This window comes from Phormidium sp. CCY1219 (assembly GCF_035615515.1).
In the GTDB taxonomy this organism is placed as follows: domain Bacteria; phylum Cyanobacteriota; class Cyanobacteriia; order Cyanobacteriales; family Laspinemataceae; genus CCY1219.
The window spans coordinates 1-299 of the sequence record NZ_JAJENT010000932.1 but is presented as its reverse complement, the minus strand read 5'-3'; the positions used below and the strand labels follow the sequence as shown (position 1 = coordinate 299).

1 protein-coding gene is annotated in these 299 nt (G+C 48.2%); it reads right to left on the bottom strand.

Annotated features, from left to right (window positions below):
• On the bottom strand, positions 1-299 hold a 299-nt coding region (locus LKK83_RS30485; RefSeq protein ID WP_324635228.1), incomplete at both ends, for an Ig-like domain-containing protein.

Sequence of the window (299 nt, the reverse complement as noted above, 5' to 3'; positions counted from 1 at the left end):
TCAATGACTTCGCCGTTCAGTGTGAGACTTCCGTTCTCCGGGAGAGCGGTAATTTTGATTTTCTCCAGTTCGTCTCCATCGCTATCGGCAAACCCCTGAGTGAAATCACTGGCCAAAAACGCAATCTCGGCATTTTGATTGCCGGATTTGTTAAATGCGCTCACCTGCGGTGCAGCATTAATCGCCGCCACGGATACATTCACTTTCGCCTCGGTGGAAGCATAACTGCTGCCATCAAACCCATTCCAGCCAAAATTAATCTCCCCAGTAAAGTTTTCCCCTGGCGTAAAGACTAATTT